This is a genomic window from Thiocapsa sp. (genome assembly GCF_022340925.1).
Classification (GTDB): Bacteria; Pseudomonadota; Gammaproteobacteria; order Chromatiales; family Chromatiaceae; genus Thiocapsa.
Window position 1 is genome coordinate 38,474 of record NZ_JAJDNA010000102.1, and the last position, 19,678, is coordinate 58,151.

The 19,678-nt window shown below is 66.3% G+C and carries 17 protein-coding genes; 2 read left to right on the forward strand and 15 right to left on the reverse strand.

What is annotated here, in order from left to right:
* Positions 1-6 precede the first annotated feature (6 nt).
* From LJE61_RS12670 to ccmA, 6 genes are read right to left on the reverse strand one after another with little or no spacing between them, the layout of a single operon-like run.
* Complete coding sequence (locus LJE61_RS12670; protein WP_296918542.1) at positions 7-1,992, reverse strand: heme lyase CcmF/NrfE family subunit; 1,986 nt, start codon at positions 1,990-1,992, stop codon at positions 7-9.
* Complete coding sequence (ccmE, locus tag LJE61_RS12675) at positions 1,992-2,468, reverse strand: cytochrome c maturation protein CcmE (protein WP_296911567.1); 477 nt, start codon at positions 2,466-2,468, stop codon at positions 1,992-1,994. The genes LJE61_RS12670 and ccmE overlap by 1 nt, the downstream gene beginning before the upstream one ends.
* A complete protein-coding gene (gene ccmD / locus LJE61_RS12680; protein ID WP_296911569.1) occupies positions 2,465-2,635 on the reverse strand; it encodes a heme exporter protein CcmD in 171 nt (56 codons plus the stop codon). Before ccmD ends, ccmE begins: the two co-directional genes overlap by 4 nt.
* Positions 2,632-3,390: a cytochrome c biogenesis protein CcsA gene (gene ccsA, locus LJE61_RS12685; RefSeq protein ID WP_296911572.1), complete on the reverse strand. Its 759-nt coding sequence runs from the start codon at positions 3,388-3,390 to the stop codon at positions 2,632-2,634. Before ccsA ends, ccmD begins: the two co-directional genes overlap by 4 nt.
* Before the next feature lie 24 nt (positions 3,391-3,414).
* A complete protein-coding gene (gene ccmB / locus LJE61_RS12690; protein WP_296911574.1) occupies positions 3,415-4,086 on the reverse strand; it encodes a heme exporter protein CcmB in 672 nt (223 codons plus the stop codon).
* Positions 4,087-4,092: 6 nt separating this feature from the next.
* Entirely contained in the window at positions 4,093-4,710 is a 618-nt protein-coding gene (gene ccmA / locus LJE61_RS12695; RefSeq protein WP_296911599.1) for a cytochrome c biogenesis heme-transporting ATPase CcmA, read from the reverse strand.
* 47 nt (positions 4,711-4,757) lie between these two features.
* On the opposite strand from ccmA, the gene LJE61_RS12700 reads away from it, so the two are divergent.
* The gene (locus LJE61_RS12700; RefSeq protein ID WP_296918544.1) at positions 4,758-4,988 is read left to right on the forward strand and encodes a hypothetical protein; all 231 of its coding nucleotides are present in this window, start codon (positions 4,758-4,760) and stop codon (positions 4,986-4,988) included.
* Between the two features lie 270 nt (positions 4,989-5,258).
* Positions 5,259-7,964, forward strand: a complete 2,706-nt coding sequence (gene pufC, locus LJE61_RS12705) for a photosynthetic reaction center cytochrome PufC (protein ID WP_296918546.1) — start codon at positions 5,259-5,261, stop codon at positions 7,962-7,964.
* A 268-nt stretch (positions 7,965-8,232) separates the two neighbouring features.
* On the opposite strand, the gene rlmKL is transcribed toward pufC, so the two are convergent.
* The 9 genes from rlmKL to LJE61_RS12750 form a co-directional block, all read right to left on the reverse strand.
* On the reverse strand, positions 8,233-10,392 hold the full coding sequence (gene rlmKL / locus LJE61_RS12710; protein WP_296911578.1) for a bifunctional 23S rRNA (guanine(2069)-N(7))-methyltransferase RlmK/23S rRNA (guanine(2445)-N(2))-methyltransferase RlmL: 2,160 nt from the start codon (positions 10,390-10,392) through the stop codon (positions 8,233-8,235).
* A 12-nt stretch (positions 10,393-10,404) separates the two neighbouring features.
* A complete protein-coding gene (hrpB, locus tag LJE61_RS12715) occupies positions 10,405-12,936 on the reverse strand; it encodes an ATP-dependent helicase HrpB (protein ID WP_296918548.1) in 2,532 nt (843 codons plus the stop codon).
* A 291-nt stretch (positions 12,937-13,227) separates the two neighbouring features.
* The gene (locus LJE61_RS12720) at positions 13,228-13,437 is read right to left on the reverse strand and encodes a hypothetical protein (RefSeq protein ID WP_296911582.1); all 210 of its coding nucleotides are present in this window, start codon (positions 13,435-13,437) and stop codon (positions 13,228-13,230) included.
* A gap of 76 nt (positions 13,438-13,513) precedes the next feature.
* Positions 13,514-13,843, reverse strand: a complete 330-nt coding sequence (locus LJE61_RS12725; protein WP_296911585.1) for a DUF4342 domain-containing protein — start codon at positions 13,841-13,843, stop codon at positions 13,514-13,516.
* A 36-nt stretch (positions 13,844-13,879) separates the two neighbouring features.
* A complete protein-coding gene (locus tag LJE61_RS12730) occupies positions 13,880-14,716 on the reverse strand; it encodes an alpha/beta hydrolase (protein WP_296911587.1) in 837 nt (278 codons plus the stop codon).
* 143 nt (positions 14,717-14,859) lie between these two features.
* Positions 14,860-15,705 carry a sirohydrochlorin chelatase gene (locus LJE61_RS12735; RefSeq protein ID WP_296918550.1) on the reverse strand — a complete coding sequence of 282 codons (846 nt, stop codon included), beginning with the start codon at positions 15,703-15,705 and terminating at the stop codon, positions 14,860-14,862.
* Between the two features lie 115 nt (positions 15,706-15,820).
* Positions 15,821-16,540 (reverse strand): anaerobic ribonucleoside-triphosphate reductase activating protein, encoded by a 720-nt coding sequence (locus LJE61_RS12740; protein ID WP_296911591.1) that lies wholly within the window; start codon positions 16,538-16,540, stop codon positions 15,821-15,823.
* Positions 16,541-16,779: 239 nt separating this feature from the next.
* The gene (gene nrdD, locus LJE61_RS12745; RefSeq protein WP_296911593.1) at positions 16,780-16,971 is read right to left on the reverse strand and encodes an anaerobic ribonucleoside-triphosphate reductase; all 192 of its coding nucleotides are present in this window, start codon (positions 16,969-16,971) and stop codon (positions 16,780-16,782) included.
* Between the two features lie 80 nt (positions 16,972-17,051).
* On the reverse strand, positions 17,052-19,091 hold the full coding sequence (locus LJE61_RS12750) for a ribonucleoside triphosphate reductase (protein ID WP_296911595.1): 2,040 nt from the start codon (positions 19,089-19,091) through the stop codon (positions 17,052-17,054).
* Positions 19,092-19,678 lie beyond the last annotated feature (587 nt).

The following is a 19,678-nucleotide window of genomic DNA, read 5'->3' on the forward strand; positions in this document are numbered from 1 at the left end:
TCGTCGTCATGTGTGCGCCGCCGTGGCGCCCGACGGGAGGCTCGCGGCGCGACGGGCCATGCGGTAGCGGCGATCGGTCATGGCCAGGATGCCCCCGAGGGCCATCAGAATCGCACCGAGCCAGATCCACCGGACGAAGGGCTTGTAGTAGACCCGCAAGGCCCAGTCGCCTCCGGTGCCCACAGGCTCCCCGAGGGAGACATAGAGGTCGCGCAGGAATCCGGCGTTGATTGCCGCCTCGGTCATCGGCATGCCCCCGGAGAAGTAGGCGCGCTTCTCCGGATAGAGCTCAGCAATCTTGCGATCGCCCTTGTAGACAACGAACTCGCCTTGCTGGGCACTGTAGTTGGGCCCGGTCAGCGACTGAACGCCGTTGAACTGGAATCGATAACCCGAGTCCTCGTGGACGTCGCCCGGCGACATCCGGACGTCCGTCTCCGAGCCGTGGATCGAGACCATGGTCACGCCGACGATGAAGACCGCCACGCCGATGTGCGCGGTCCACATCCCGTAATAGCTTCGACTTTGGCCGTTGAAATCGCCGGCCAGCGCCCGGAGGCCTCCCTTGTTCTTTAGCCGCTCGGCCAGGTTGATCAGGTGTGTGGCGACGAGCCAGGCACTCATCCCGAGACCGAACGCCATGTAGAAACCGCCGTCTTCGAATAGCGGCTGCACCGCGACGATGAAGACCAGGATGCCGAGGGCGAGGGCGATCCAGAGCGAGCGAATCAGGCGCGCGGGCTCGTCGTGCTTCCAGCGCGTCGAGGGGCCGATTCCCATGGCCAGGATGAGGAAGGGAGAGATGGCGATGAACATCTTGTTGAACCAGGGGAAACCGACCGAGATCTTCCCCCATCCGGCTGCCTCGTAGATCAGCGGCGCAAGTGTGCCGAACAGCACCAAGACCGTGAGTGCCGCGAACAGCAGGTTATTGACCAGGAGCAGGCTCTCGCGCGACAGGATGTCGAAGCGCCCACCGCCAGCGATGCTCGGTGCGCGCCAGGCGTAGAGGGCCAGCGAGCCGCCGATCACGACACACAGGAACATTAGCACGAAGGTGCCGCGCGCAGGATCGGTGGCAAAGGCGTGCACCGATGTCAAGACGCCCGATCGCACGAGGAAGGTCCCCAGGAGGGACAGCGAAAAGGCCGAGATCGCCAGCAGCACCGTCCAGGTCTTGAACGCGGCGCGCTTCTCGGTCACCGCCAGCGAGTGGATCAGCGCCGTTCCGACCAGCCAGGGCATGAATGAGGCGTTCTCGACCGGGTCCCAGAACCACCAGCCGCCCCAGCCCAGCTCATAGTAGGCCCACCAGGAGCCCAAGGCGATGCCGACCGTCAGAAAGACCCAGGCCGCAGTGGTCCAGGGGCGCGACCAGCGCGCCCAGGCCGAGTCCAGCTTCCCGCCGATCAGCGCGGCGATCGCAAAGGAGAAGGCGACCGAGAAGCCGACGTAGCCCATGTAGAGCATGGGCGGGTGGATCGCCAGTCCGGGATCCTGCAGCAGCGGGTTCAGATCCCGACCCTCGATTGGAGCGGGGAAGATGCGCTCGAAGGGGTTCGAGGTCAGTGCCATAAAGAGCAGGAAACCGACGGCGACCATGCCCTGGACCGAGATCACCCGGGCGATCATCGACAGCGGCAGATTCTTGCTGAAGGTGGCGACCGCGGCACCCCATCCCGCCAACATCAAGACCCACAGCAACAGCGACCCTTCGTGGCCGCCCCAGATCGCCGAGATCTTGTAGGGGATCGGCATCAGGGTATTGGAATGGGTCGCGATATATTCCACCGAGAAATCGTCGGTCAGGAAGGACTGCAGGAGTGCGAGGAAGGCGACCGCGAGGAAGGTGAGCTGGCCCCATGCCAGCGGCCTCGCCATGTCCATCCACCGGCGGTTTCCGGTAAAGGTGCCGGCGAGCGGCACGGCGGCCTGGGCGAGGGCGATGGCGAGGGCCAGGAGCAGCGCAAAATGACCGAGCTCCGGGACCATCAGTTGGACGCTCCGGGTATGCTGGAGGCGCTGACCGATTCCCCGACGCCGCTGGCATGTGCGGTCTGGAGCGTGTCGGCGACCTCGGGCGGCATGTATTCCTCGTCGTGTTTGGCGAGGACCTCCTCGGCGTAAAAGATGCCGTCGTTGCCCAGGCGGCCCTTGGTGACGACCCCCTGACCCTCGCTGAAGAGGTCCGGAAGGATTCCGGTGTAGGCGACGGTCACGGTCTCCGCATTGTCCGTGACGTCGAACTTGACGGTGAGTCCATCCTCCTCGCGTGTCATGGTGCCGGGTGTCACCAGCCCGCCGAGTCGAAAGACATGGCCCGGCGGGGCCTCGTTGGCCAGGACCTGGGACGGGCTGAAGAAGTAGGCGATGTTGCTGTTCAGCGCACTGAGGGCCAGGGCGGACGCCGCGCCCACCCCGAGGACGGCAAGGCCGACGAAGATCATGCGTTTTTGTCTTGCTTTCATTGCTTCGCTCCAGAGTCGCGCATCCGGATCAATCGACCAAGACGAGCCAAAATGGTTCGCCGTTGGGCACGTAATTGGAGGATTTCCGCCACGAGCAGCAGCAGCGTCATGCCGTAGGCGCCCCAGACAAAGAACGCATAACCGCCTTGAGACAGAAAGCCACTCATGGTCGTCCTCCCTTGCTGACCAGATCCCGGACCCAGGTGTTCTCGGCTTCCCGGGTCAGGATGATGCTGCGCAGGCGCATCAGTGTCGTGGCAAACGAGTACATCCAGAAGGCGAGGGCCACCATCAGCATGGCGAAGAGGATGTTGCCTTCGATCTGCGTCAGGTTCGAACGCTGGTGCAGGGCGGCGCATTGGCTCGGGTCGGGGCAGTTGATCGACCAGAAGATGAGCGGGACCATCACCAGTCCGACGATGGCCAGCAGCGCCGCGGCACGGTCCGCCCGGCGGGTATCGTCGATCGCCGAATGCAGTGCGATGTAGCCGATGTACATGAAAAAGAGGATCAACTCCGTGGTCAGCCGAGGGTCCCAGTCCCAGTAAGTTCCCCAGCTGGGACGTCCCCAGAAGGACCCGGTCCACAAGGCCAGGAAGGTGAAGATGGCCCCCGTTGGCGCGACCGCGTTGGCCATCATGAAGGACAGACGGGTGTTGAATACCAGTCCGATGGCGGCCCACCCCACCATCACCACGTAGAGCCACATCGACATCCAGGCGGCCGGGACATGGATGAAGATGATGCGGTAATACTCCTTCTGTGGATTACTGCCGCCGAGCCGGTCGGGGGTCTCGAAGAACCCCCAGTAGAGTCCGACCAACAGCAGCACCGCGGTCAGGACCCAGAACACCGGAACAAGCCGCCCGGCAATCGGGTAGAAGGAAGCCGGGGCGGCAAATCTAAACCAGTTCAAGGCCATTGGGGTAGTCGACTTCTGTAAGGATTATTCGAGCGAAATCTTCAGCGCGGCCGATGATGCCAGCGGCGCGAACAGGACGGCAACCAGGAGAAACGCCCCGAGCAGGGTGAGGTAAGGCCGGATATCCGCCAAATCGACGCTGCTGACCTCCACCGCCCCCGCACCGTAGACGAGCACCGGGATGTAGAGCGGGAGGATCAGAAGGGATAAGAGGATGCCGCCACCACGCAGGCCCAGGGTGAGCGCCGCCCCGATGGCACCGATCAGGCTCAACACCGGCGTCCCGATGAGGAGCGCCATCATCATGACGAGGATCGCGTCGGAGGTCAGATGGTACTGCATTCCGACCAGCGGAGCGATCAGGACCAGCGGCAAGCCGGTCAGCAGCCAGTGGGCGGTGATCTTGGCCAGCACCAGAAGCGACAGTGGCTGGGCGGTCAGCACCATCTGCTCGAGGGTCCCGTCCTCGTAATCCGCCGCGAAGAGACGCTCGAGCGCGAGCATGGAGGCGAGCAGTGCGGCCACCCACACCACGCCCGGCCCAAGCATCTGCAGGATCTTCCGCTCGGTGCCGACACCCAGTGGGAACAGGCTGACCACGATAACGAAAAAAAAGAGGGTGGTCAGGACATCCGTGCGGCGCCGCATGGCCAGGGTCAGATCCCGCAGCAGGATGCACCAGAAGACTCGGAGCACGCGCGATCAGCTCCCCAGCAGCAGGCGCTCGACCTGACCGGAGGTCAGTCCCACCTCCTGGTGGGTCGTCAGAACGACCAGCCCGCCGCCTGCCACATGCCCTGCGATCAGCTCCTCCAGCAGCTCCACGGCTGCCGTGTCCAGGGCGGTGAAGGGTTCGTCCAGGACCCAAAACGGGGCTCCGCTGAGCAGGAGGCGCGCCAGCGCGACCCGCTTCTTCTGGCCCTGCGACAGCATGCGTGTCGGCAGATCCTCGAAGCCCGCCAATCCGATCCGGGCGAGTGCGGACCAGATCGCCGACTCGTCCACGGGGTCGCCGTCCAGGGTCGCCGCCACGCGCAGATTCTCGATACCGGTCAGGTCGCCCTTGATCCCGTTCGAGTGACCGAAATAGAGGAGGTCGCGCCGATAGTCCTCACCGAGGCTGCGGATCGACGCCCCGTTCCAGCGGATCTCGCCCGAGTCGGGCGAAAAGAGTCCGCACAGGGCCCGCAACAGGGTTGTCTTGCCGCTCCCGTTGGCTCCCCGCACGTGCAGGAGCGTCCCCCCGGAGACCGTGAAGTCGAGCCCGGCAAAGAGCAGCCGGTCGCCTCGCCGGCATTCGAGCCCTGCCACCTCTAACATCGGGAGACGGACGTCCTCTGTGGTGAATCTCATCTCAGCTGGAGACGATGCGTAGACGCGATCTGACGGGGGATGGCGGCCAGGCCAGTCACGGCGGGGGCTCGTCCCGCTGGCCTCGACAGGGCGATGAAGGGCCGCTCGCCGCATTCGGTGCATTCGAGCCCACTACGTTATACGGTGGGGTCGAATTCCACAACTTCAGGAAGATCGAGCGGCATGGACTGGTGTTCGGGCCGCAGGTCGGACATCCGCCGCGGCGTCTGTTCAGCGTGCCCTGAATCCTGTCGTTGCGTTATGTCAATCATGCGGCAACTGGGATTGACGTGATGCCGTGTCAGTCTATCCTGACATTGGGGCGCACTCCCTCACGATTAGAACAAGTCAACCGCCTGGTGCGCCAGACGTTGGATACCCACCAGTCGAGGTCACACCTGATGAGACGTTCCCTGGGGACTTCAGCAGACGTGTCGGTGCGAGCCGAGCTCAAACGAGCTTTGTGCGCGGGTTGGTTTGGCCTCTGGCACAGGTCCCCGTCAACCCAGGGCGGCATGTCCTTCCGCCAGGGCCTGGAGCGCGGGCGCTTCGGTCCTGTCCTGATCACCCTGCTCGCCTGCAGCATCGCGATGCTCGCCGGGTGCGATCGTCCGGAGAGTGTGCAATGGGGTTACCGCGGGACCAGCGCGATCCATATCGACGATCTGGACCGATTCAAATCGGCTGCTGATTTTCACGGTGTCCCAGAACCGGAGCCGAGGGACCCTCCTGATCCCGAGATCCCCTTGGCCAAGGATGTCAACCAGAACGTCCAGGTGCTGACTGACCTCGATGCGCTTGAGTTTGCGCGACTGATGCAGGCCATCTCCGTATGGGTCGCCCCTAAACAGGGGTGCGAGTACTGCCACAACCCGGAAAACCTGGCGTCGGACGAGAAGTACACCAAGGTCGTCTCCCGCAGCATGCTGCGGATGACGCGCGACATCAATACGGATTGGAAGAGCCACGTCGCCCAGACCGGCGTGACCTGCTGGACCTGCCATCGCGGACAGGCCGTTCCGTCGGGTGTCTGGTTCACCGACCCGGGACCGAAGACGCCCTCCGCCGGTATCACCGGAGTCAAGGCGGGCCAGAACGTGGCCGGCGTGGCGGCCGTCGGCAACTCGTCGCTCCCGTTCGATCCGCTGACACCGTTCCTGGAAGGGGACACGCCGATCTCGATCCAGGGCACGACCGCGCTGCCTTCGGGCAACCGGAACTCCATCAAGAAGACCGAGTGGACCTATGCCCTGATGATGTACATCTCCACGTCTTTGGGCGTGAACTGCACCTATTGCCATCAAACCCGGGCAATGGGGATCTGGGCACAGAGCACCCCTCAGCGTGTCACCGCATGGCACGGGATTCGGATGGTCCGCGAGCTCAACAATGCCTACCTGACACCTTTGAAGCCGCTGTACCCGGACCACCGGCTCGGTCCCACCGGTGACGCGCCCAAGGCGGCGTGTAAGACCTGTCACAAAGGTGTGTTCAAGCCGCTGTTCGGTGTCAGCATGCTGGGTGACTATCCTGAGTTGGCCGGGTACCGCACGGAGCGAGCGATGCCTTCCGTCCAGCCGGAGCCGGCCCAGGTCGGGGAGGCCGCCCCGGTCGAGGAGGCTGCCCCGGTCGAGGAGGCTGCCCCGGTCGAGGAGGCTGCCCCGGTCGAGAAGGCTGCCCCGGTCGAGGAGGCTGCCCCGGTCGAGGAGGCCGCCCCGGTCGAGGAGGCCGCCCCGGTCGAGGAGGCCGCCCCGGTCGAGGAGGCCGCCCCGGTCGAGGAGGCCGCCCCGGTCGAGGCCGGGCCCCGGCCCGCGGCGGCACTCGGAGGCCCGATGCCCCCCGAGTGGCGCGCCAAGGTCGCGGAGATCGAGGACATTATTACCGCGCTCCGCCAAGAGGTCAGCTCGGGCTCGGCAGAACGCGAGCAGATCCGGCACCAGCTCGTTGACCTCGCCGCGCCGCTGGCCAAGGTTGTTCGGGAAGGTCAAGAAGGGTTGCAGCAGCAGTATGAGTCTGCCCGGGCGGAGGCCGACCGGCTCGCCGCCGAGGTCGAGGAGCTGCGCGGACGCCTCACCCAGGCGGCGGTCGAGCCCGAGGATCGGCGGGAGTCGATGATGGCGCTCAGTGAGGTCGAGAGCCGGCTCTCGGCCGCCGGCGCACAATTGGAGCAGGAGCGAGCCGCACTCCTCCAGCAGCTCGCCGTGGTTCGCTCGCAACGCGACGCTGCCTTGGCGGATGTGGAGTCGCAGATCGCGCGCTTGACATCGCAGCATGAGGCGGCACTGACGGCGGCCGAGACGAGACTGTCTCAGGAGCGGGATGCGCTTCAGCAGCAGCTCGCCGTGGTGCGCGCGCAACGCGACGCCGCCAAGGCCGACACCGAGGGGCAGCTCGAGCGGCTGGCCTCGCAGCATCAAGCGGCGCTGCGGGCAGCCGAGGCACGGCTGAGCCAGGAGCGGAAGGCGCTGCAGCAGCAGCTCGCCGTGGTGCGCTCCCAGCGCGACGCGGCCCAGGCAGACACCGAGGCGCAGCTGGAACGGCTGGCGGCGGAGCATGAGGCCGCGCTGCGGGCAGCCGAGGCACGGCTGAGCCAGGAGCGGAAGGCGCTGCAGCAGCAGCTCGCCGTGGTGCGCGCTCAGAATGAAGCGGCGATGGCCGATGACGAGTCGCGCATCGCCGCCTTGACCGATGAGGTCGCCACCCTGAAAGGTAAGCTTGCAGAAGCGGATCGAGCGTTGGAGGATCTGCGATCCCGAATGCAGGCCGCGGCGGACGCGCATGCGCGTGAGCTGGCCGAGGCCGAGGCGTCTGCCAATCGTGTCCGCTCGTTGTATGACGGGGTTGCCGAGGTGGGCGGCCGGATCACCGATCAGGGCATCCTGGTGAGCCTGGGCGGCGAGGAGCTCCAGTTTCCCAGCGGCAGTGCCGCCTTGCCGGCACGCGAGCTGCCGACCCTGGACCGTGTCGCGGAGCTGATGGCGCAGCGCCCCGAGCTCACGGCGCGTATCGAAGGACACACCGACAGCGCCGGCAGCCGCCAGCTCAACCAGAGCCTGTCCGAGCAGCGCGCCGACGCGGTGTTGCAGGGCCTGGTCGAGCGTGGCGTGGACGCCGGTCGGCTTAGCAGTCAGGGGTTCGGCCCCGATCGCCCCGTCGCCGACAACGCCACCGAGCGGGGCCGCCGCGAGAACCGCCGGGTCGAGATCTATGTGATCGAATGAATCCCTTGCGGCGCGCCAGGGTGTCTGCGTAAACGCGGACACCCTGGCGCGGTTGCCGATGGAGGTGCAGGTCGTTTCGGCCGCCCAAGCAACTGAACAAGCAGGAACGGTGAAACCGCGCGTTGCCGTTCCCTGCGTTCCCCCCCGGATGGCCGATCGATTCTCGTCTCCGCGTGCGCATGGCGCGTGGTTGTGATTGCGTACGGTCGGCCCCGATCCTCCCACACTTCGGGCGGCCAGGTGTCGCCCCGCGCCTCTGGCCGTCCGGTCACCCTCTGCGACGAATCTTCCAGCAGCTGTGGATCCTCGGGTTGCGGGCGAAGTCCCGTGGGAGGGTCTCCGCACTGATGTCGAGGACCTCGAGGTCTTCGAGGGCAGCGAGGTCCATGCGGAACCGGCGCAGATTGTTGGAGAAGATCAGCAGCCCCCCCGGCGCCAGCAGGCGTATGGTGTTCCGGATCAGCTCGACATGATCGCGCTGGATGTCCAGGGTGCCCTGCATCCGTTTCGAGGCGGAGAAGCTGGGCGGGTCCAGCAGGATGAGGTCGAAGCAGCGCTTGTCGACGGACTGGTGCAGCCATTCGAGGCAGTCTGCCTGGATGAGCTCCTGGCGCTGCATCGGGATCCGGTTGACGGCGAGGTTGTTGCGCGCCCAGTCCAGATAGGTGCGTGACATGTCGACCGTCGTGGTTGCCGCGGCGTCGCCCTTGGCGGCATAGACAGTGGCCGTTCCGGTGTAGGCAAAGAGGTTGAGGAATCGCAGGCCCGCGGCGAGCCCGCCGATCATGCGCCGAACATCGCGATGATCCAGGAAGAGTCCGGTGTCCAGATAGTCCTCGAAATTGACGAGGAATCGCAGCCCGCGCTCGCCGACCTCGTGAAAGCGTCGGGTCTCGGCCAGCCGCTCGTACTGGGCGCTGCCTTTCTGCGGGCGCCGCACCTTGAAGAACATCCGGGTGTCCGGGATCCCGAGGACCTCCGGGATCACACCCAACGCCTCGCGCAATCGCTGGCGGGCGCGCTTGGGGTCGACGCTCGCCGGAGCGGCGTACTCCTGGATGTGCACCCACTGCCGATCGCCCTCGTAGACGTCGACGGCCAGCGCGTACTCGGGGAGATCGGCGTCATAGAGCCTGAAACACTCGATCTGTTGCGCCTGCCGCCACTGCTTGAGTGCCTTGAGGTTCTTGCTGAGCCGGTTGGCGAGCATGGTCGCGCCTGCGCTCCGCTCCGCCAATGATGCCGCCCGCGGTCGATGTCGCACGAAAGCAGATGGGTCGACGTGGAAATGCAGCAGCACGGAGGGGATGGGGCCATTGTAGAGTCGATGTATCCGGTGTGCTCGCAGTCCCAGATGTTTGCCGAGATCGGGGTTGCCGGTGAACAGGGCCGCCCGCCAGCCTGCGAACCTCTCTTGGAGCACGGATCCCAGACGCGCATAGAGGGCCGGCAGGCCGCCCTCGGCGTCGAGCCGCTCGCCGTAGGGCGGATTGACGACCACCAGGCCGCGGTCATCGGTCCGGCCGGGCCGGCATTCGGCCAGCTCGCGCCGCTCGAAGTGCACCCGGCCGGCCAATCCGGCCCGCCCCAGGTGGTTCAGCGCAATGCGGATTACACGGGAGTCGCGGTCGTAGCCCCGCAACGATCCCAGGCGCTGGAGTCCGGCCATGCGGCGGTCGTCCGCCTCTTCCAGCAGCCCCCGCCAGGCCGCCGCATCGTGCCCGAGCCAGCCCATAAACCCGAAACGCTGACGCAGCAGGCCAGGTGCGATGTCAGCGGCGATCAGCGCGCCTTCGATGACGAGGGTGCCGGACCCGCACATCGGATCCAGCAGAGCCCCGCCCTCGGCGGCGATCTCTGGCCAGCCGGCGCGGAGCAGCAGCGCCGCCGCCAGGTTCTCCTTGAGCGGTGCCGCGGTGCCCTCGTGCCGGTAGCCGCGGCGGTGCAGCGAGGTGCCGGAGAGATCGATGCTGACCAACGCCTGTCCCTGGCGAACATACACATGGATCCGCAGGTCGGGCGTCTGGACGTCGACATTCGGGCGATGCCCGAGGCGGCGCGTGAAACGGTCAGCGATCGCGTCTTTGACCCGCAAGACGGCGAACTGGCCCCGATTGACGCCCGGCACGGCGCCATCGAGGTGGACCGCGAAGGTGCGCTCGGGCGAGAGATGGTCTTCCCAGGCAATATCGGCGGCGCCGGCGTAGAGGTCATCGGGACCGTCGATCGGAAAACGGGCGATCGGCAGCAGGATGCGATTGGCGACGCGCGACCAGAGGCACGCCCGATAGGCATCCTCGAGGCGGCCGGAGAAACGCGCGCCTCCGCGGGTCTCCGCGACCTGCGACAGGCTGAGCCCTGCAAGCTCCTCAGCGAGCAGACTGCCGAGGTGCCTAGGCGCAGAGGCGAAAAAGACCGGCTGGGGCATGCGGTTCGGGTCTCAAGAGGGACGGAGGGTGGTCATTGGACCGCACGACCCATGTGTGGGGTCATCCGGCCAGGCATGCTTCGGATAGCGTCCGCGGAGCTCCTTGCGGACCTCCGGGTAACCCCTCTCCCAGAAACTGGCGAGGTCTTGGGTCACCTGAATCGGCCGCCGCGCGGGCGAGAGCAGGTGTAGGAGCAGGGGAACTCGACCACCGCAGATGCAGGGCGTCGCGGCGAGGCCGAAGAGCTCCTGGACCTGGACCGCCAAGATCGGCGACTCGCCGCAGCAGTAGTCGATCCGACGGGACTTGCCGGCCGGCATGACCATCGTCGTTGGTGCCTCGCTTTCGAGACGCTGTCGTTGAGTCCAGTCGAGCCTGGACATCAGGAGTGGTCGAAGGTCCAGTTGGCGGGTCTCCGAAAATCGCGACATTCCGGTCAGGTAGGGGGCAAGCCAGTCCTCGAGGTGCGCGCGGAGAGACTCCGGCGCGAGGTCCGGCCAACCGCCTTGCGGCTCGATCCGGCGCATCAGGGCGACGCGCGCGCTGAGCTGGCGCGTCGCCTCGGACCAGGTGAGGGCCTGCTCGAGCCGGGTCGAGATCTGCCCCAGAAGGATCCCCGCCACCTCATCTGTGTCGTGGAAGGCAGATGGCTGGGAGCGCAGGGTGAGCGCATCCAAGCGCTCGACGGTGCGAGCGGAAACCGCCTCGCGCTGCGGATCCCATGTCAGCGAACGGCTGGCCTCGATCCGGTCCGCAAAGCGCTCGCGGATCTCGGATTCGGCGATCGGCAGCGCCAGCCGGATCTGTCCGTCCGCGCCCCCGGCATCGAGCGTGGCGATGGCGAGATAGGGGTGGACCGCCAGGGCGTCATCCTCCGGCAACCGGGCGCCGGACCCGCCGGCCAGGCGGTAACGCCCATCCGCGCCCTCGCGACGCTGTGCGATGCGTTCCGGATAGGCCAGCGCCAGCAGCTCGCCGGGAGATCCGACCGAGCCCGTCGGTGCAGTGTGCGTCAGCTTCTGCAGTTGTCTCGACACCCTGTCCGTTGCGGCGAGACGGAGCGCATCAAAGCCGTGCGACCGCTGCGCCGTCCGCCATAGCTGCAGGGCCTGGAGGCGCAGGCCCAGGTCTGCCGAGGGGCGTTGACCGGGGGCGTACAGCAGGGGATCGCGCTCGCTGACCAGTGCGCAAAGGTCGGCGGCGTGGCGCCGTGCGGATCCGCTCGCGCCCAGCAGCATGGCGGCCAGTCGCGGGTGGACCGGCAGGTCCGCCATCCGCCGGCCGAGTCGGGTGATCGCGCCGCGCGTATCCAGTGCGCCCAGCCGGGTCAGCAGCGCAATCGCCTGATCCCAGGCCGCCGCGGGGGGCGGATCGATCCAGCGAAGCGCGTGCGGATCGCTCACGCCCCAGAGTCTCAGCTCCAAGGCCAGCGACGCCAGATCGGCCTCGAGGATCTCCGGCGTTCGACGATCGGGTCTGCCCTGCTCCTGCGCGTGGGTCCAAAGCCGGTAACAGATGCCCGGGCCGAGGCGCCCGGCGCGCCCGGCTCGCTGATCCGCCGACGCGCGGGAGATGGTCCCCGTCACCAGTCGGGTCAGGCCCGAGCCGGGATCGAAGCGGGGCTTGCGGGTCAGGCCGCTGTCGATCACGACCCGGATGGCCGGGATCGTGAGGCTGGTCTCGGCGATGTCGGTCGCGACCAGGACGCGTCGGTGGGACCCGTCGCCCGGGACCAATGCCATCTCCTGCGCGTGCGTGGGCAGGCTGCCATGCAGGGGGAGGATCTGCGTCTCGGGATCCAGGAGGCCACCCAGGGTCGCGACACAGCGGTTGATCTCCGCGGCCCCGGGCAGGAAGGCCAGAACATCGCCCTGATGACTCGCCAGGGCCGAGCGCACCCGGGAGATCACCGCCCCGACCGGGTCGGTCCCGATAGCCCGCTCGGCATAACGCACCTCGACGGGGAAACGTCGGCCTTCGGCGCGGACGATTTCGGCCCCGCCCAGCTGCTCGGCGAGCGGCTCGGCATCGAGCGTTGCGGACATCAGCAGGAGCCGCAGGTCCGGCCTGAGACCGGCAACGACATCCAGTGCCAGCGAGAGCCCCAGGTCCGATTGCTGGCTCCGCTCGTGAAACTCGTCGAAGATGACCAGGCCGACCCCCTCGAGCGCGGGGTCGAGCTGGATGCGTCGGGTCAGAAGTCCCTCGGTCATCACCTCGATGCGGCTTCGGCGGCCGATCCGGCGCTCGAAACGGATCTGGTAACCGACGCGCCCGCCCAGCGGCTCACCCAGGAGCTCGGCCATGCGCGCAGCGATCATGCGTGCGGCGGGACGGCGGGGCTGGAGGATGAGGATACGCTGCGCGGCGAGCCAGTCCTCGTCGAGCAGGGCAAGCGGAACTCGCGTGGATTTACCAGAGCCGGTCGGTGCCTGAAGCACGGCGTGGCCGCGGCTCAGAGCGGCGCGCAGCGCACCGAGGACCGCGTCGATCGGCAGCGTTTGGGACAGGACGTCGCGTTGGTGAGGGGCGTTCGGATCCATTGCTTCTCGGACATCGAGGACGGGGGGATCTCGTCAGCGCCCTGCGAAACGCTGAAGTCTTCAACGTGTCCCGTCCGGGGCAGGAGGCCCCAGCACGTTCAGGCACCGAAGTGCCTGAACATAGAGCCTTCCGAGAGTCTGTCGCCTCGATCATGCTCCCCATTGCCGAGCCAAGCGGTGATGGGCCCTCTATTGGCGCAAACCCGCCCCGAACCGAGTTGGGACGAGAGACCCCCGTTCGTCTGTCGGCCTCTTTCGGGATGGTGTCCAGAGGCCACGCCGGGAGTTCGGCTACTCCGCCGCCGCGGACGCTTCGGGCGCAGCCGTCTCCTCGGTCGCTGCCGGCGCCTTGGGCCGGAGGCGCGTGATCAGCTGCTCGGCGAGCAGCACTTGCTCTTTCTCTTCACCGTGCAGCCACTGCTTGTTCTTGCCGCGTACCGCATAGCGGCCGGAGCTCTTTTGGAAGACTGTATAGTCAGCTGTTTTCTTGAGTTCTTTCATAAGCTCTCTCAATATCGATCTCGAAGAGGTGAGAGGTCGCCATCACCAGGCGTGGGTCGGGCTGTTGCTCGACGGGTCAGTCTTCGTCGCGGTCAGACGGATTCACCAGTCGCCCGGGCCGATCGCGTTCCCGTTCGATCTCGACCCGGAATTGCGCGATCAGGGCGGCCATCGCCGCGAGCGCGGCGAACACGGGCGCGAGCAGCGTCAGCAGGCCGGCGATTCCCACACCCGCGGTCAACGGGATCTCCACCAGCGCCTCCCCGCTCGGGCGGCGCACGACGACCCGGCGCACATTGCCTTCATGGATGAGATCCTTGACCTTGTCGACCAAGTTGCCGGCCGGCACGGTGATCTCCTCGCTCGAGCGGTCCTCGTTTCGGTCTCTCGTCTTATCGTCTCGCATGGTTCGGCATCCTGCTGTCGGGTTAGCGGGCGCATCCTAACGGGTTCGGGCCGGCCCGTCACTCGCTTCGGCCGCGTCGATCGGGGGCAGGGCGGCGATGAAGGCCGCCAGGCCCAGCTCATAAGCGGGCTGACTGGCGAGAAAGCCGGCGTTGTGGTCGCCCACCAGGTCGAGGAACCGGCGCGGCGACGGGGCGGCCTCGAACAGCCGTCGTCCAAGGGCGTAGGGGATGATCTCGTCGTCCCGGCTGTGCATCACCAGGACCGGACATCGCGCTCGAGCAAGCCGTCTCGCCGCATCGAAGTCGAAGCGAAGGCAGACAGCGGGGTGGAGCACGGGGTAGAGATGGCGCGCCAGATCGCGCGCAGAGCTGAAGGCCGATTCCAGGACCAGCGCGCCTGGGTTAACACGCGACGCGAGGTCCGCGGCCACGCTCGCACCCAGCGAACGACCGAACAGGATGATCTGCCCCGGGGCGATCCCGCGTTCGCTGACGAGATGGCTCCATGCGGCGGAGGCATCCAGGTAAAGCCCGGCCTCGCTCGGCTTTCCCTCGCTGTTGCCATAGCCTCGGTAGTCGATGATCAGCACCGACAGCCCCAACCGTCGAAAGATGGCGATCGAGTCGCCGCGGTGGCTGATGTTGCCCGCATTGCCGTGAAAGAAGAGGAGGGTCCGGGTCGCCCGCGGGTGGGGGATATTCCAGCCGTGCAGCCGGACCCCGTCCGTGGTGGTGAGCTCGACGTCCTCGAACGGGAAGCCCCAATCGTTTGGTGTCGCCTGGAGAGTGCGGGTGGGGTAGAAGACCATGCCCGGTTGAAGCAGCCACAGGAGCGCGTTGAGCAGCAGGACCACGAGCGCGACCCAGCCCATGAACGCAAGGATGCTCGGTAGGGGGGGCGGGAATCCCGACATCGGCTTTCAGAGGGAGAGGTTGGACCTGCAGAGCTTAGGGGATTGCTATCAGATCAAATTCGATCAGGATCGCCAATCAATCAGCGTCTTGTATGGACTCCTCAAGCCAGCGGCGCAGGCCTCGCGTTCTCCATCTCGGCGACCCGGTCGGCGAGTATGTGGACGAGTCGCGGGTGGCCCCCGACGAGGGGTGATGGATAGATCCGAAAGGATGGATGGAGCCGCTCGATCCGGCCGCAAATCTCGGCGATGTCCCCACCCGGCCCTGCATGCCGGCCGGGCGAGAGGAACAGCATCGACAAGATGACGGGGGTGCTGGGATCCAGGCTCGCAAGCGCGTCCAGCCGGTCTTCGAGCAGATCCCCGTTGAAGTCGTACTCGGTGCCGCCGCGTCGTTCCATCGCGGCCTCCTCGAGCTGAGTGCCCGGCCCAAGCCGCCAGGCGAGCCGCTCGCCGAGCCAGCGCCGCACCGCAGTGACGGCGGGGGCCGGAGACCCATGGTCGACCAGAAGTACACGCCGCGGCTCGATGCCCTGTGCCGTTGCCACCTGCCCGATGTGGTCGAGCAGGATCTCCACCAACCCGGGCTCGCCCTCCGGAAGGGGACAGAGCTCCCGTGCCAGCCGCACCGCGAAGGGCCCATACCCTGCTTGCAGCGCGGCGATACGTTCCGGCACGAAGACCTTGATGGCGCGGGTGGGTCCGAAGAAGAGCGGGACGAGCAGAAAGTCCCGGACGCCCTGAGCGAGTCGACGGCGCAGCAAGGGCTCGAAGGTCTCCGCGGGACGGCCCTCCAACGCGTCCGCCGGGACCGTGTCGGCGTGCAGCAGCGAGACCGGATGAACCGCCTCACCGAGACGATCGCCGAGCGCTAGGGCGATGCGCCTGAGACTGATTGTCGCTTCGGCCTGCTTGGAGCCGTTATCGATCAGCAGAATGTCGCGCATGCGATCCTCACGTTACCGGAAATCGGTTCCATCCCTGACCGACATGGGGTGGGCCCCGCCTACAGACAAACCGACCCGCTCCGGATTCGGCTTCTGAATCGGGGCGCGCACCGATTCACTCCGCGCGCAGGGTGAGCTGGGTGAAGGGTTGCAGATCGATCGAAGTGGCCAAGCGCTCGAGGGGCACGTTCGGCGCGGGGAGGGTTGGATCGAGGACCTGCCGGGTCCGGCAGGCCTGCACCGCATAGTGCGAAACACCGGCCCGTGCCAGGGCGGCGGCCAATCGCCTCAGGTCGTCCGGCCCCCACCCGGGCAGAGCGGTGGTGCGCACCTCCAGGTCGACCCCGGCGGCCTGAAGGACGCGCAGGCTCTCCCAGGCCCGCGCGCCGGAACCGGCCACGCCGGTGATCGCCCCGTAGTCGGCCGGCAACGCCTTGATATCCAGGGCGACCCAGTCGAGCAGCGGGAGGATGGCGGCCAGACGGCTCGGATAAGGCCCGGCCGTATGCAGGCCGACCTTGAAGCCGAGGCCCCTGACCGCGCGCATGGCAGCGGGCAGCCCGGACTGGAGGGTCGGCTCGCCGCCGCTGAAGACCACGGCGTCGAGCAGACCTCGCCGGCGTTCCAGAAAGGCCATGACCTCGGGCCAGGGGATGGGCGACTCGGCAGCCGAACCGATCAGGGAGCCATTCTGGCAATAGCGGCAGCGCCAAGGGCAGCCCTGGCAGAAGACAACGGCGGCGAGCTCGCCCGGATAGTCGATCGTCGTCAAGGGCAGCAGGCCGCCGACGCGCAGCCGAGGGGCCCCGGAGCGGGCGTGCGTCGTTCTATTCATCGCTCATGTCCCACCCCTCGCGGTTCTCTCGGCTCGAGGGGGCGTCCCACCAGCCCTGTCTGGCCGAAAACAGCCTCCGTAGAAAAGAGGCGGCGCCCTCGTCTGGTGTCACTGGCGTTCCTGGGGAATGGCACGTCCCTGTGCCTCGGGGATCCGGGTCTCACTGAAAGCGAAGACACCGTTTCCGCTTTTCTGCATGTTCAGCCGCTGACGCGGCGGACAGTGGCGGGCTCACTGTCCTAGGCCGCCGCCCGACCCGGCCGCCGGGTCCTCGTATCGCAGGGCGTCTCGGTGAAATAGCGGCGCTCGGCGTGCTCGGCTCGTTTGCCGGCATTGAAGGCCGAGACCGGGCGGTGATAGCCCATCACGCGGGTCCAGACCTCGCAACGGGTCCGTTCTTCGTCCTTCAGCTCGATTCCCTGGTCGATCATGCTCTCTTGCTCCTTTTCAGCGAGTGTCTTCGTCTCTTTCCGGGATCGGTCGTTCCTGATCGGTGCGGTGCTTGGTCCGGCTAGGCCGCGGTCTGCTCCAGCTCGACGGTCTTGCGCGCGATCAGCTCGCGATCGCACACCGGGCAGAATTCGTGCTCGCCAGCGATATACCCGTGTTTGGGGCAGATCGAGAAGACGGGCGTGACCGTGATATAGGGAAGCCTGAAGCCCTCCAGTGCGCGTCGGACCAGACGCTTGCAGGCATCCGTCGATGAGATCTGCTCGCTCATGTAGAGGTGCAGCACGGTCCCACCGGTGTACTTGCCCTGCAGTGCCTCCTGCATGGCGAGCGCCTCGAAGGGGTCGTCCGTATAGCCTGCGGGAAGCTGGGAGCTGTTGGTGTAGTACGGCGCATCGGGCGTGCCGGACTGAATGATGTCTGCAAAGCGCTTCCTGTCCTCGCGGGCGAAGCGGTAGGTGGTTCCTTCCGCCGGTGTGGCCTCGAGGTTATACATGTTTCCGGTCGACTCCTGAAATTCGACCATGCGTGCGCGCACGTGGTCCAGCAGCCGGCAGGCCAGGGCATGGCCGCGGTTGGTGCTGATGTCCTCGGCATCGTGGGTGAAATTCCGGATCATCTCGTTGATGCCGTTCACGCCGATCGTGGAAAAGTGGTTTCGCAGGGTGCCCAGGTAGCGCTTGGTGTAGGGAAAGAGCCCGGCATCCATGTGGCGCTGGATGACCTTGCGTTTGATCTCCAGGCTGTTGCGCGCCAGGTCCAGGAGCGTGTCGAGCCGGGCCAGCAGACCGGCCTCGTCGCCGCGATGGGTGAAGCCGAGGCGGGCGCAGTTGACGGTGACGACACCCAGCGAGCCGGTCTGCTCGGCGGACCCGAACAGCCCGTTGCCGCGCTTGAGGAGCTCGCGCAGGTCCAGCTGCAGTCGGCAGCACATGGACCGCACCATCTTCGGCGACAGATCCGAATTCAAGAAGTTCTGAAAATAGGGCAGGCCGTACCTTGCCGTCATCTGGAACAGACGATCCGCGTTTTCGCTGTCCCAGACGAAATCCGGCGTGATGTTGTAGGTCGGGATCGGGAAGGTGAAGATCCGGCCTTTGGCATCGCCCTCGGTCATCACCTCGATATAGGCCCGGTTGATCAGGTCCATCTCGGCCTGGAGGTCACCGTAGGTGAAGGGCTGCTCGACACCCGCGATCACCGGCACCTGTCCTCGCAGGTCCTCCGGACAGACCCAGTCGAAGGTCAGGTTCGTGAAGGGGGTCTGGCAGCCCCAGCGCGACGGCACGTTCAGGTTGTAGATCAGCTCCTGGACCGCCTGCTTGACCTGAGGATAGCCCAGCCCGTCGACGCGCACGAAGGGTGCCATGTAGGTGTCGAAGCTCGAGAAGGCCTGGGCGCCCGCCCATTCGTTTTGCAGCGTGCCGAGAAAGTTGACGATCTGCCCGACCGCGGAGGACATGTGCCGGGGCGGCCCCGCTTCGACCTTGCCCGGGATGCCGTTGAGCCCCTCGGCCAGCAGTGTGCGCAACGACCAGCCGGCACAGTACCCGGAGAGCATGTCGAGGTCATGGATATGGATGTCGCCCTCGCGATGCGCCCGGCCGATCTCGGGCGGGTAGACGTGGCCCAGCCAGTAGTTGGCGATCATCTTGCCCGAGGTGTTCAGGATCAAACCGCCGAGCGAGTAGCCCTGATTGGCGTTGGCCGCCACGCGCCAGTCGGAGCGGTCGAGATACTCATTGATCGAGCCGCCGACGTCGACCAGGGTCCGCCGGTCGTCGCGCAGTTTCTTGTGCTGCTCGCGGTAGACGATATAGCCGCGGGCCGTCTCGAAGTGGTTGGCGCTGATCAGCGTCTGCTCCACCACGTCCTGTATGCCCTCGATGTCCGGCAGGCGGTCCGCGCCGTAGCGATGGGCCAGCACCTTGACCACCTGGGCTGTCAGGAGGCTCGCCTCGGGCGCGGCGAATTCCCCGCTGGCCCGTCCGGCCCGCAGGATCGCCGACTCGATCTTGGATGCATCGAAGCGAACCTCGACCCCGTCGCGTTTGCGCACCCGAAGGGGCAGGGTCGACAGCGTGTTCTGGAGGTGTCCCATGGCGGCGTCTCTCGTCCGTGTCCACTATATCTTGTGGTGCAGACTATAGCGCCAACCAGATCATGTGTTAAACAAGTTGTAGAGAAATTGATCGAGGTCAAATGGGGTCGGTTTCAGGACTCGTCACGAGCACGCCGCTCATGCTCGTTACCAGCGCTCTGTTCGCCCTGACGAGACATCGGGGGTCTTCAGGTCACGAACCCAAGGTGGCGCCGACCATCAACTGTCCCGTCCGGGGCGGGAGTAACGGTTCTCGCTTTAAAGCTGGTACCGTGCCACCCCGGCCGGGTCGGGGTCCTCCCTGTGGGCCACTCCGTTGTCACAGACCGGGGAGCCGGCCGCTGCGGGGGCCGGAGAGAATGTGTCTGAGTCGACTTGGAACAGCGTCGTTCCGTGCAGAGAGGATGTCACGCGCGGGATGCTCTCGAGGGGACCTTGAAAATTGCCTTCCCTGCGATTCTTCAAGACGCAAACCGAAAATGCGATTTCCGCGTTGCTCCGATTGTCAGTCACTGAGGTGACTGAAAACGGCGCGGCATCCTTGCCCCGCACGGACGCCTCAGAACCCTTTAAGGTGCCCATTAGCC

What these genes read in the sequence shown, in the direction of transcription:
- LJE61_RS12670 (WP_296918542.1), bottom strand. Translation starts at nt 1,992, where the DNA reads ATGGTCCCGGAGCTCGGTCATTTTGCGCTGCTCCTGGCCCTCGCCATC.
- ccmE (WP_296911567.1), bottom strand. Translation starts at nt 2,468, where the DNA reads ATGAAAGCAAGACAAAAACGCATGATCTTCGTCGGCCTTGCCGTCCTC.
- ccmD (WP_296911569.1), bottom strand. Translation starts at nt 2,635, where the DNA reads ATGAGTGGCTTTCTGTCTCAAGGCGGTTATGCGTTCTTTGTCTGGGGC.
- ccsA (WP_296911572.1), bottom strand. Translation starts at nt 3,390, where the DNA reads ATGGCCTTGAACTGGTTTAGATTTGCCGCCCCGGCTTCCTTCTACCCG.
- ccmA (WP_296911599.1), bottom strand. Translation starts at nt 4,710, where the DNA reads ATGTTAGAGGTGGCAGGGCTCGAATGCCGGCGAGGCGACCGGCTGCTC.
- LJE61_RS12700 (WP_296918544.1), top strand. Translation starts at nt 4,758, where the DNA reads ATGCGTAGACGCGATCTGACGGGGGATGGCGGCCAGGCCAGTCACGGC.
- pufC (WP_296918546.1), top strand. Translation starts at nt 5,259, where the DNA reads ATGTCCTTCCGCCAGGGCCTGGAGCGCGGGCGCTTCGGTCCTGTCCTG.
- rlmKL (WP_296911578.1), bottom strand. Translation starts at nt 10,392, where the DNA reads ATGCCCCAGCCGGTCTTTTTCGCCTCTGCGCCTAGGCACCTCGGCAGT.
- hrpB (WP_296918548.1), bottom strand. Translation starts at nt 12,936, where the DNA reads ATGGATCCGAACGCCCCTCACCAACGCGACGTCCTGTCCCAAACGCTG.
- LJE61_RS12720 (WP_296911582.1), bottom strand. Translation starts at nt 13,437, where the DNA reads ATGAAAGAACTCAAGAAAACAGCTGACTATACAGTCTTCCAAAAGAGC.
- LJE61_RS12725 (WP_296911585.1), bottom strand. Translation starts at nt 13,843, where the DNA reads ATGCGAGACGATAAGACGAGAGACCGAAACGAGGACCGCTCGAGCGAG.
- LJE61_RS12730 (WP_296911587.1), bottom strand. Translation starts at nt 14,716, where the DNA reads ATGGGCTGGGTCGCGCTCGTGGTCCTGCTGCTCAACGCGCTCCTGTGG.
- LJE61_RS12735 (WP_296918550.1), bottom strand. Translation starts at nt 15,705, where the DNA reads ATGCGCGACATTCTGCTGATCGATAACGGCTCCAAGCAGGCCGAAGCG.
- LJE61_RS12740 (WP_296911591.1), bottom strand. Translation starts at nt 16,540, where the DNA reads ATGAATAGAACGACGCACGCCCGCTCCGGGGCCCCTCGGCTGCGCGTC.
- nrdD (WP_296911593.1), bottom strand. Translation starts at nt 16,971, where the DNA reads ATGATCGACCAGGGAATCGAGCTGAAGGACGAAGAACGGACCCGTTGC.
- LJE61_RS12750 (WP_296911595.1), bottom strand. Translation starts at nt 19,091, where the DNA reads ATGGGACACCTCCAGAACACGCTGTCGACCCTGCCCCTTCGGGTGCGC.